Source organism: Microcoleus sp. B6-A1 (genome assembly GCF_036705085.1).
In the GTDB taxonomy this organism is placed as follows: Bacteria; Cyanobacteriota; Cyanobacteriia; order Cyanobacteriales; family Microcoleaceae; genus Microcoleus.
This window is the reverse complement of sequence record NZ_JAUBTU010000145.1, coordinates 1-11349: the sequence shown is the minus strand read 5'-3', so window position 1 is coordinate 11349 and position 11349 is coordinate 1. Positions and strand designations below refer to the sequence as shown.

General features: G+C 42.9%; 6 protein-coding genes and 1 pseudogene. 3 read left to right on the top strand and 4 right to left on the bottom strand.

The annotated features are described in order from the left end of the window. Positions 1 to 138: 138 nt before the first annotated feature. Positions 139 to 327 carry a helix-turn-helix domain-containing protein gene (locus QUB11_RS30060; RefSeq protein ID WP_333207288.1) on the bottom strand — a complete coding sequence of 63 codons (189 nt, stop codon included), beginning with the start codon at positions 325 to 327 and terminating at the stop codon, positions 139 to 141. Positions 328 to 417: 90 nt separating this feature from the next. Here QUB11_RS30060 and QUB11_RS30055 point away from each other — a divergent pair. After that, a pseudogene (locus QUB11_RS30055) lies at positions 418 to 1417 on the top strand (IS5 family transposase); the annotation flags it as partial. A gap of 301 nt (positions 1418 to 1718) precedes the next feature. On the opposite strand, the gene QUB11_RS30050 reads toward QUB11_RS30055, so the two are convergent. The 3 genes from QUB11_RS30050 to QUB11_RS30040 all read right to left on the bottom strand — a co-directional run bounded on the left by QUB11_RS30050 (position 1719) and on the right by QUB11_RS30040 (position 9593). Next, complete coding sequence (locus QUB11_RS30050; RefSeq protein WP_333207289.1) at positions 1719 to 3746, bottom strand: adenylate/guanylate cyclase domain-containing protein; 2028 nt, start codon at positions 3744 to 3746, stop codon at positions 1719 to 1721. Next, the gene (locus QUB11_RS30045; RefSeq protein WP_333207290.1) at positions 3712 to 8412 is read right to left on the bottom strand and encodes a PAS domain S-box protein; all 4701 of its coding nucleotides are present in this window, start codon (positions 8410 to 8412) and stop codon (positions 3712 to 3714) included. The genes QUB11_RS30050 and QUB11_RS30045 overlap by 35 nt, the downstream gene beginning before the upstream one ends. A 671-nt stretch (positions 8413 to 9083) precedes the next feature. Then, a complete protein-coding gene (locus QUB11_RS30040) occupies positions 9084 to 9593 on the bottom strand; it encodes a hypothetical protein (RefSeq protein ID WP_333154472.1) in 510 nt (169 codons plus the stop codon). 77 nt (positions 9594 to 9670) lie between these two features. On the opposite strand from QUB11_RS30040, the gene QUB11_RS30035 reads away from it, so the two are divergent. Together QUB11_RS30035 and QUB11_RS30030 are read left to right on the top strand one after the other, a co-directional pair. Continuing rightward, positions 9671 to 10588 carry a histone deacetylase gene (locus QUB11_RS30035; RefSeq protein WP_333207291.1) on the top strand — a complete coding sequence of 306 codons (918 nt, stop codon included), beginning with the start codon at positions 9671 to 9673 and terminating at the stop codon, positions 10586 to 10588. A 319-nt stretch (positions 10589 to 10907) separates the two neighbouring features. Next, positions 10908 to 11315 carry a hypothetical protein gene (locus QUB11_RS30030; RefSeq protein ID WP_333207292.1) on the top strand — a complete coding sequence of 136 codons (408 nt, stop codon included), beginning with the start codon at positions 10908 to 10910 and terminating at the stop codon, positions 11313 to 11315. The last annotated feature ends 34 nt before the right edge of the window (positions 11316 to 11349 follow it).

Sequence of the window (11349 nt, the reverse complement as noted above, 5' to 3'; positions counted from 1 at the left end):
TCGTATAAACCCACGGTTAATTGTGACTTTAGTGGCTAAAAAAGACTATGACATTCTTGATTTTATGATTAATAATATGTCATATTCTACCATGCTGTGCCTAGATTGTGAACTTTCTTTTTTTACTGTTACCCCGATTTATTGAGCGGATACAAATTTACTTACACCTAATATTTTGCTGATTTCATGGTAGATATTACCTGAAAGCACCATCCTTACAGCTATTGCTCGTTTTAGTTCTCTTGCATCGATATCGCTTTTAATGAAATCTTCTAATTGGGCTATTTCTTTTTCCAGATCTTTTTCTTGCAGTTGTAAGTTATTCATTTTTTTATGGTCACAATCAAGTATTGCATATAATTGTATCATAGTCTTGATAATGATTTAGGATTGCTATAGATGCAACTTGTGAAGCGCGCAGATATCACCTATCCAACTGACATAGGAATTCTCAATCGAACAAGAATGCAAACAGAAAAAATCGTAGATATCCTCTACGAGTCAATCAAAGACCAATGCCCGAAAAAACCCAGAACCTACCGCAAAAAAGCTCGTAAAGATTACCTAGCGATTGCTTTCGCAGCGCCGACCGACGCAGAGCAAAAAAAGAACAGCCCTTAAAAAGCAACTGCAATATATCAAAAGAAACCTAGCTCATATTGAGCAATTAATCGAGTTAGGCTCCCTTTTGGAGAACTTGAGTAAGCGACAATATAAACTGCTGCTAGTCTGTCAGGAAGTTTACCGCCAACAATCCTGGATGTACCAACACAAAACAAATAGAATTGACGAGAGAATACTAAGTTTAACCCAACCCCATGTTCGTCCCATAGTTAGAGGAAAAGCAGGAAAAGCCACAGAGTTTGGAGCCAAAATCTCAGCTAGCAGTTGTGACGGGTATATATTTATAGATCGAATTAGTTGGGATAACTTCAATGAATCAGGAGACTTAATAGCCCAAGTAGAAGCATTTAAAGAATTCACAGGACATTACCCAGAGTCGGTTCATGTTGACCAGATTTACCGCACACTGATGAATCGAGAATGGTGTAAAGAAAGAGGAATTAGGATGAGCGGTCCGCCCTTGGGGAGACGGCCAGCTCATGTGAGTAAAGCCACAAAGAAGCAAGCTAGAGAAGATGAAAAAGCCCGTCAGGCTATAGAAGGAAAATTTGGTCAAGCAAAAAGAAGATTTAATCTCGATCGAGTGATGGCTAAACTCGATAATACATCCGAAACAACGATTGCAATTGCTTTTTTAGTCATGAACCTTGTGGCAGGGTTATTGCGGTTATTGTGGCTTTTTGTGTGTCAATTTTTATTAATAACAACTGGAAAGAAGGCAAAAATTATCAAAAATTATGCCCTGGTATTACAACCAAAAGAAAAACTTAAGTTGAGCGTAGGCGAGCAATAGCGCGATCGAACTTTTTTGAGTTTTTTGGACTTATTCAGCAAGCCCTAGATAGTCTAAATGAAAGCTCATCACTCTAACTGTATTGGTTGATCTCTTTTACACCATAAACTCAGGAGAGCCCTTCTTTCTATCCCCTTATTCCGACTTCCTTATTCCGACTTCCTTATTCCGACTTCCTTATTCCGACTTCCATCGGACTGACATCCGTTACATCCGTTACATCCGAAGAAAGCTAATCCGTTGCCGAATTTCCTTTTTCCTTCTTCCTTCTTTCTTCTTCTTCCTTCCCAATTCCCAAATTTTACTTTTTTTGTAGCAACCAATAAGTCATCATATCCCCCTTACCTTTTACCGGAATCACGCCTCGCCTCTCAAACAAATACTTATCTTTCAAAAGCTCATAAGTAACATCAGTAACTTGAATGCTGCCTGCAAAACCCGTAGCTTCCATCCTCGCCGCTACATTCACCGTATCTCCCCACAAATCATACGTAAACTTGCTCACACCAATTACTCCCGCAACCACCGGCCCGGAATTGATGCCAACACGAATTGCCAGTTTTTCCCCTGTCTCGGCGCACAACTTTGCTATTTTTGCCTGCATTCCCAGGGCCATTTGGGCGATCGCCTCGGCGTGGTCATGTCTCGGCGTAGGCAGCCCCCCGACTACCATGTAAGCATCGCCAATAGTCTTAATTTTCTCCACACCGTATTTTTCAGCTAACTGGTCGAAGTGCGAAAAAATCACGTTCAAGCGCTTTACCAACTCGGTGGGAGACATTCTAGCAGACAACTCAGTAAAGCCAACAATATCAGCAAATAAAACACTTACTTGGGCAAAACTGTCGGCGATCGTGCTTTGCTCTGCCTTCAAGCGTTCTGCGATTGGTTTGGGTAAAATATTTAACAGCAACTTCTCGCTTTGTTCTTGTTGAACTTTTAGCGCTTCTTGTGCTAATTTGCGCTCGGTAATGTCAGAAACAGTACCCTCATAGTAAAGCAGCTCACCTTTTGAATCTCGAACAGCCCGAACATTTTCTGACACCCAAATCCGGCGCCCGTCTTTGCGACATACCATAGATTCAAATCCCGAAACGGCATTTTCAGTATCCATAGCAGCCACAAATTCGAGGCGGCGTTCCGGGTCAACGTAAAGTTGCTGAGCAATATTTTTAATCTCGGACATCAGTTCTTCTGGCGATTCGTAGCCGTACAATTTTGCCAAAGCTGGATTAGCGCTGAGATAGCCTCCTGAAGGCGTGCTTTGAAAAATGCCTTCCATCGCATTTTCTACAATGCTGTGATATTTTTCTTGAGCAATACGCAACAATTCTTCTGCTTGTTTGCGCTGAATCAAAGAACCTAATTGAGTGCCGACCGCATTAAAAACGTCTATAAATCGTGCGTCTTTCCCACCAGACGAAATTTTAAAGAAAACTAGCACTGCCAATACTTCATCGCCTACCAAAATCGGCACGCCAAAACCCGCTTTGAATCCTAGTTCTAGTGCTATCTGACTTCGGAAAAAATGCGGGTAGCCCATGGAAATATCTTCTACCCATTCCGGTTGCTTGGAGGCCCAAACTCGTCCCGGCAGCCCTATATTCATGGCAAATGTCAGTTGTTCGCTTTGCCTGCGGAACGCCTCCATCCTCGCGTTGCTGGCATACCAGCCGCGGGCAGATTGCAGCACAGTTCCTTCTGCATCGGGAATCCAAGCTTCTCCTACATCCCATCCGATTGTTTCGCCAACTTGGTGCAGAATTACTTCTAAAGCTGAGTGAAAGTCTAGAGCTTCGCCGATCGCCCGCGTAGTTTCCAGCAAAAACCGGATTGATTCTTCAGCCCGCTGCCGTTCTGCGATTTCTTCCTGCAATCTAGAATTGCGATCGTGCAGTTCCCTAGCTTGCTGTTGCAGTTTGGATTGCAGCAAACGAAGGGAAAGTTGATTTTGGACGCGGGCTAAGACTTCTTCTACTTGAAACGGTTTAGTAATATAATCCACTCCTCCTACTTGAAAAGCTTTAACTTTTTCCAGCACGTCATCTAGGGCACTAATAAAAATTACTGGAATATCTTTAGTTTGTTGGCTTAACTTTAACTTCTCACAAACTTCATACCCGTTCATTTGCGGCATATTAATATCTAGTAAAATTAGATCTGGAGGAGATATTTGTGCCCCTTGCAAAGCCAAGTGTCCGTTAATAGCCTTCCTGACATGATACCCGTGACATGTCAGCATAGTCGATAAAAGTCGCAAATTATCCGGCATATCGTCAACGATCAGAATGTCTTTAGGAGTCGCTGGTAATGGATGGTCGTTCATCATAATATAATTGAGTTAAATCGATAATGATATCTATCCGAAAATTATCGACTAAATCTGTTAAAGCGTTAGCGAGATTTGCCTCAGTTTCGGGAATTTGCTCGATGAGTTCGAGGATGCGGTTGTCATCAACACAAAGTGCTGCTCGGTGCAACTCGACCACCCAGTCTGTGGGCATTACACTCAAATCCTCGGGGGTCAAACTTTTAAGCAGCGTCGGTGTTGAAAAAGAAGTAGATAAGTTTTCTTTCTCATAAATATAACGCAGGTTGAGATGATGCGCTATCTTTTCAAAGAGTACCTCTTCCCGAAACGGTTTACATATCAAATCGTTACAACCAGCAGACAAAATTATTTGCCGCTGCTCGTCAAAAGCACTAGCCGTCAAGGCAATAATTATTGTTTTTTTACCTTCTAGAGTTTTCTTAATCTGTCTGGTCGCTTCATACCCATCCATCACGGGCATCAGCATATCCATTAATATCAAGTGCGGCTTCCAAGTTGAATTCAAAGCAATTGCTTCTTGACCGTTAGTTGCTTCCCGGACTTCAAATCCCAGGGGTACCAGCAGCTTAAGCAGCAGTTGGCGATTTTCCGCTACATCTTCAACTATTAATATCCGATAAGTGTCTTGCCCTGCTTCTAAAGCAATAACTTGTTTAACCGTCGATTTTTCTTGTTCATCACTTTCTGTTACTAAGTTAACCCAGATATTAAAGCTGAAAGTTGTGCCTTTGCCTAGTTGACTTTCTACAGCAATATCACCTCCCATAATCCGAACAAACTGTTGGCTAATCGGCAACCCCAGACCCGTTCCCTGCATAGATTTTCGACCTGTTTCGGTTTGTACAAAGGGCTTAAATAATGTGGAAACTTCCAAGGGAGAAATGCCGGGTCCCGTGTCGGCAATTTCAAAATACAATTGGGATTTGTTTTCTTCTGTGGCGTCTTTTTCAGCTTTGCTGCTGACGCGCAAAGTAACGGTTCCCTGTTGAGTAAATTTAATCGCATTGCCGATTAGGTTAATTAAAACTTGCCGCAATTTAGCTTCGTCTGTTTGAATGTACTGCGGCAAATCATCGGCCTTTTCAAAGATTAGGTGCAAACCTTTTGAGTTGGCTTTTAGTTGCAGCATTTCTTTGAGACTGTTGAGAAGGTTGTAGAGATTGAAGCTGCTGGGATTGATAGTAATTTGACCTGCTTCTATTTTGGACATTGACAAAACATCATTGATGAGTTCCAGCAAATGTTCGCCACTGCGGTTAATAATTTCTATGTATTCTTTTTGTTCTTCCGTGATAGAACTGTTGCGGGCCATGACTTGGGAAAAACCGAGAATGGCGTTGAGAGGTGTGCGAAGTTCGTGGCTCATGGAAGCTAGAAATTGGCTTTTGGCGCGGTTGGCAACTTCGGCGTTTTCTTTGGATTTCATCAGTTCTATGGACTGCCTTTGAGTGCGGGCGAGCAATTCCGCTTGCTGTAATGCTACTCCTAGCTGAGTACCTACATCAACTGCAACGTTGATTTCTGCTTCACTCCACTGGCGGGGGGCAGAATTTTGATAGGATGCTAGTAATCCCCAGAGCTTTTTGCCAGAAAATATTGGTACAATAATGTAGGATTTAGCTTGAAATCTTTCTAGCAATTGGATGTAACAATTATCGAAACCTTGCTTGTAAATATCTGGGACACAAAGGTAAGTTGTACCTCGGCTGTAGGCTCCGCCTTGGGTTTGTTGCAAATAGGTATCGCGTACTTCTTGTGAGGGGCTATCTAATTCTTTGACGACGCAACGGTCGCTGTTTAAAGCGCCTTCAGTAAGGTGAGAATCGATCTCCTGTGATTGGATGAAAGAAACCCACTTGCGGTCAAGGGATTCGGCTACAAATTCGCCGCTCCAGTCTGGATTGAAACGGTAAATGGCGACTCGATCGCACTTCATGGTTTGGCGCAATTCTCGGGTTGTGGCGTGAAAAATTTCTCGGATATCTAAAGTCTGCCGCATTCTTTCAATGATGCGGGCGATCGCTCTTTGTCGTAAAGCACTTTCTTGCAGTTCGGTTTCTGCTTGCTTGCGTTCGGTAATATCTACAGCCATTAAAGCAATGCCGATTGCTGTACCGTTATCGTCAATTAGTTGAGTATTGTACCACTCGCAGATGATAATTCTGCCGTCTTTAGTCAGATTTTCGGTAGTGCCGCTGGATTTGGGGTTCAAGTCGTGATTGAAAATCTCAGATAATTGCCGGTGGTAGCTTTCAGGTACGATCAAATCGGAGGCAACTCGACCAATCGCTTCTTGCTCACTGTAGCCAAAAATAGCAACGGCTGCGGGATTCCAAGTAATAATTTCAAAATTGAGGTTTAACTCGATAATGGCGATCGGCGTTTGCTGCAATAAAAATGAGATTCTTTGTTGGGACTCTAGCAGTTTTTCTTCGGCTAATTTGCGGTCTGTGATGTCATTAGCAGTGCCGAGAATTTGTTTAGGTTTACCATCGCTTGTTCTGAGAAATACTGTATCCCAACTGTGCATCCACCGCCATTCACCGTTTTTGTGTTTCATTCGGTATTGACATTCAACGACATCACCGTCTTTGGCTTGATCAACTTTTTGTACGCTATCAAAAAAATTTGGCAAATCGTCGGAGTTGAGCAGAATTGGCATCATTGCTGTACCCATATCTTGTATTTCTTGGGCGGTATATCCGAGCATCGTCGAAATTTGTCGATTGGCATAAACATTCCGCTGTTCAATTACATCGTAAACGTACAACAGGTTGGGATTGGAATCGGCGATTGCTTGAATGAAGTGCTGGCTTTCTCTGAGTGCGGATTCTGTTTGTTTACGAACGCTAATATCTCGCGCCACAATAATTACTGAATCTGGAGTCAGGGGAGAAACTTTAGCATCGAGGCAAACGTCGCGCTCTCCGACTTTAAAGCTATATTCAACATTGATAGTTTGCTTCGTTTTTAGAGCTTGTTGGATGGCATCTAATACTAAATCTGCTATAGGTTTCGGCAAGACTTCGTGGGCGGTTTTGTCAATCATTTCGCTGGGAGGTTTCACCAAATTCGTTGATGCTGTCGGGGCGATTTTGATACAGCGCCCTTCTGCATTTCTCACTAAAACTGTGTCAGTCATGGCGGCAAAAATCGCCCGCAATTCTGCTTCAGATTCTTGCAGAGCTTGCTCGGCGCGGACACGGGTGCGAATTTCTGCTTGCAGCACTTTATTTTGCCGATCGAGCTGCTGAATTCGGTTTTTTTCTCGTTCGATCAGTTTAGCTTGAGCGATGGCGAGCCCTACTTGAGCCGCCACAGCTTCTAATAAGTCGATTTCCTCGGAAGTCCATTCCCGGTAGCGATCGCACTGGTGCAAACAGATAGCACCGTTTGCCCGGCCTTGGTAAGAAGTGCGAATTGCCAGCATCGATTTTAACCCAACCTTCTGGCAAATCGGTTGAACAGCTTGCAACAGAGGGTCTGAATAAACATTGTTGGAGGCGATCGCCAGATCTTGTATCATCATTTGTATGACGTGAGGATTGCCCCAAATTGGAACAGGTACGTTCCGAATAGATTCGCACTCGGGTTCGAGATACTCTGCCGCCAGAGGAATATCGACTTGGGGAGTAGTAACGTAAGTATGAATCAAACAGCGATTGACGCAGAATGCCAGACCGATTTGAGTTGCAGCTATTTGAAATATTTTTTCTGGCTGCAAGCTTGAGCGAATTTCTTGAGTTATTTTTGCAATCAGCAATTCTCGCTGAACTTGCCGTTCTAAAGCAGCTTTAGCTCCTGCCATTTCTATTTCCGCGTGCTTGCGATCGCTGATATCAAAAAGTACGCCATACCAAACAATATCGCCATTATCGCGCATTTCTGGTCGAGAATTAGATTGCAGCCATTTGAGTTTCCCCGACGGTGTAATAATCCGCCATTCAAAGGCAAAAGGTTCTAAGGTTTTGGCGCTAGTAGCAATTTTTTTGACCAGATATTCTAGGTCATCTGGATGATTTTGAGCGAAGCAAAAGTCAGGATTTGTTAATATTTCCTCACTCTCTAATTCGTAAATCTCCCGACAAGCATAACTAATATATTCAAACTTAAAACTTCCATCGGGCTTCTTGATAAATTGATAAAGAACTCCCGGTATATTGACCGCCAATTTCTGCAACCGCGCTTTGCTTTCCCGGAGTGATTGTTCTGTTCGCTTGCGAAATTCTACCTCTTGTTGCAGTTGGGCATTCTGCTGTTTTAATTGTTTTGATAGCTGTTGTATAGTCAATTGACTTTCGATCCGCACTAAAAATTCTTCCACTTGAAAAGGCTTAGTAATGTAGTCAACACCGCCGACTTCAAAAGCTCTGACTTTGTGAAATATTTCATCAAAAACACTCAAGAAAATAACCGGAATTTCCCTCGTTTTCTCGTTGGATTTCAGTCTGGTACAGACTTCATATCCGTTCATTTTGGGCATGGCAATATCTAGCAAAATCAAGTCTGGGAGAACGGTTAAATTAGCATTAACCGCCATTTCTCCCGAAATCGCCCGCTGAACTTTATACCCTTCTTTCGTCAATATGTTTGATATAAACCGCAGGTTGTGGGGCTGAGCATCAATAATTAAAATGTGAATAATTTCTTTGTCAAATATCATTTTTTGTCGGATTATTGTGAAGTTTTTAGTGCAAGCAGCAGATTGATGATTTAATAAATTTAGCGATGCCTTCCGATGAGCATTATTTATTAAACCTTTTCAGACTCAGCAAATAGAGGATTAACTTTAGATATTAGCCATCAACTAACGCACCTTCTATTTTGAAAAATTATTGGTTGCTTGTCTTAAGTTTCCCACTCAAATTAACCGTAGTTAACCATATTTTATTGCCGAAACAAATCCCCTTATTTGATGTCCAAATTAAGTTTGCAGAAAAACAATCATCGCTTAGGCACTCCAGACCAAAGCAAGCGGGTTTTTTAACTTTGTTCAAGGGCTGCGACCAAGTATTTTCGTACAACCCGGTTGATGCAGGACAGTTTTTTGCTTGACTTTTGCATTGCATTAAAAGTCCCAGGAGGATAACACCAGTTTCTTGACATTCTGCTGCCACATTCAAATGGTTTTAGCCGAGATACACACCGGGACATACGGCGAGGCGAAGAAACCGTTTTTTTTTACTCTTGTCGCTGCAACGAAGTATGGCTGTGAAAAACCTCGGTTTTGACGCACCCGCCCATCAGTCTTAAGATATTTATAGGGGACTAAGAGTATAGATCCATCCACCCCGCACCCAAAGCCTACCATATAAACTATTTTCTCGGTCTTTTCTAGGCCAGCAATTCCTTAAGTTTAGCAATATTTTCACTGCTCAGGTAAATTTTAATTTCTAGTTCTTGGTCAGATTCCCACAGCAGCAGCATATTATCTTCGCCCAAGGCGATTTCGGGATTGTTTAATTCAAGTGTTTGATATTTAACTTCGGGAATTCCTACGCGAATTACCAGTTCCGCTTCCAACTGAGGATAGATGTACAATTGCTGTTGCAAGTTGTCAAGTTCTAATTTGTCAACAGTGTTGTTACGTTGGACAGGAGAATCGGGTTTGTACCAATAGAGAGTTTGCTCCCGAATTTCGGGATTGACTATCACAAATTTTTCGTCAAAACGCTGGGGGTGCCAGTGAATTTCGCTCAGACCGCCGATTTGCGGAATCAGTCGCTCTACCCAGCTAATTTCTTTCCCGTTCAGGTTTCCCCACCACTGACTGATATTATCGAGATTGTCAGCATTTTCGGGGTGGCTGCTGCCGGACTGCCAGACTGTTTTTAGTTGTTGCATATACAGGTTCTCCAGCGAATTTAAATTTGAGCTTGCAGGCGTTCAATTGGAGATTCATTCGTTATACAATAATTTTAATGGACTTACCAATTATTTACCACGAAGATTACGTTGCACCTCTGCCACCGGAGCACCGCTTCCCGATGGCAAAGTTTCGGATGCTTTACCAGATGCTGCTCGCGGACGGAGTAGCAGATAAATCGCAATTTCACGCTCCCGAACTTGGGCCTCAAGAATGGATTGAATTAGTCCACGACCGCTGCTACGTTCAAGCTTACTGCAACGGGACGCTCGATGACAAAGCGACTCGGCGAATTGGTCTGCCTTGGAGTCGGGCCCTTGCTAATCGCACTTGCACTGCGGTTGCAGGAACTGTACTAACTGCAAAGCTCGCTTTAGAATACGGTTTGGCTTGCAATACTGCGGGCGGAACTCATCACGCCTTCCCTGCTTTTGGGTCTGGTTTTTGTATTTTTAATGATTTGGCGATCGCCTCTCGCGTCTTACAAAAAAATGGTTTAGTTCGCAAAGTTTTAATTGTCGATTTAGATGTCCACCAAGGAGACGGAACCGCCGTAATATTCCAAGATGACAGTAGCGTTTTTACTTTCTCGATGCACTGCGAAGTCAATTTTCCCGGCACTAAACAAAAGGGCGATTTAGATGTACCTTTGGCTGTGGGTATGGAGGACGACGAATATTTACAAACATTGGATAAATTCTTACCAGATTTGCTGTCAAATGTCAAGCCAGATTTAGTTTTGTACGATGCTGGAGTAGACCCTCATCACGGTGACAAACTGGGAAAATTAGCTTTAACTGATACGGGCTTATTTCGCCGGGAAATGCAAGTTTTGATGGCGTGTTTGGCTGGCGGCTATCCCGTTGCCTGCGTGATTGGCGGGGGCTATTCCGACGACATGAATGGGTTAGTTTACCGACATTCGCTGCTGCACCGAGCTGCCAGTCAAGCCTACAGGCAGTATCGACTTTGATCCAGCAAGAGTCCGGACACTTTTTCTATTGCCCAATGGCTTATTCTTACTTGACTTTGAGGCTAGCGTAAATAATGAAATCAATGTCATCTCTACCCCTGACGCGGCATTTAATTCGACTTTTTTATGCTGCTTGCCCTGTAAGGCTTGTAGTATAGTTCCAAAAACTGTGCGGAGTATTGACCCAGATTGGGGAGATTTAATATGGACTTCAGTATTCTTTGGCGATATGATTGCGTGTTTAGGGTGTCAATTAATACTAAAAACTGGCTAAAGTGGCATTAAAATAGATATATCGCATTCAATCCTAGTGTATTTTATGGACTCCAACTCGTTAAATATCACAGAAGATGGGGCCAAAGAACCGACTTTGATGCCCATAGACAAGCGCTACCTGCTAGTCCTCAACATCACAACATCCTTCTGCGACTCCAAAGGCTGCAGGTATCTCGATTTAATGTGGGCTAAAGACCTAACTCAACACTTTAAGTATTTGAAAAACTTCACGCTAGCATCTCCGTGCGTGCGAGAAACCCTCCCCGAAAATACCATAGAGGTGGATTCGGAAACATCATTTGCTGATGCTAAATTTATTGACCTTCCCTCCCCAAATAGCTTGGCCAAAGGAATATTTCTGCTGCCGGCAACGGTTGCCCAGCTTTGGGGCGCGATCGCATCTTCAGATGGTAGTAATAAATATGTAGTGAAGTTTAATTACAGTAATTGAATACATAGGATAATTTTATAAATAACACAATCAA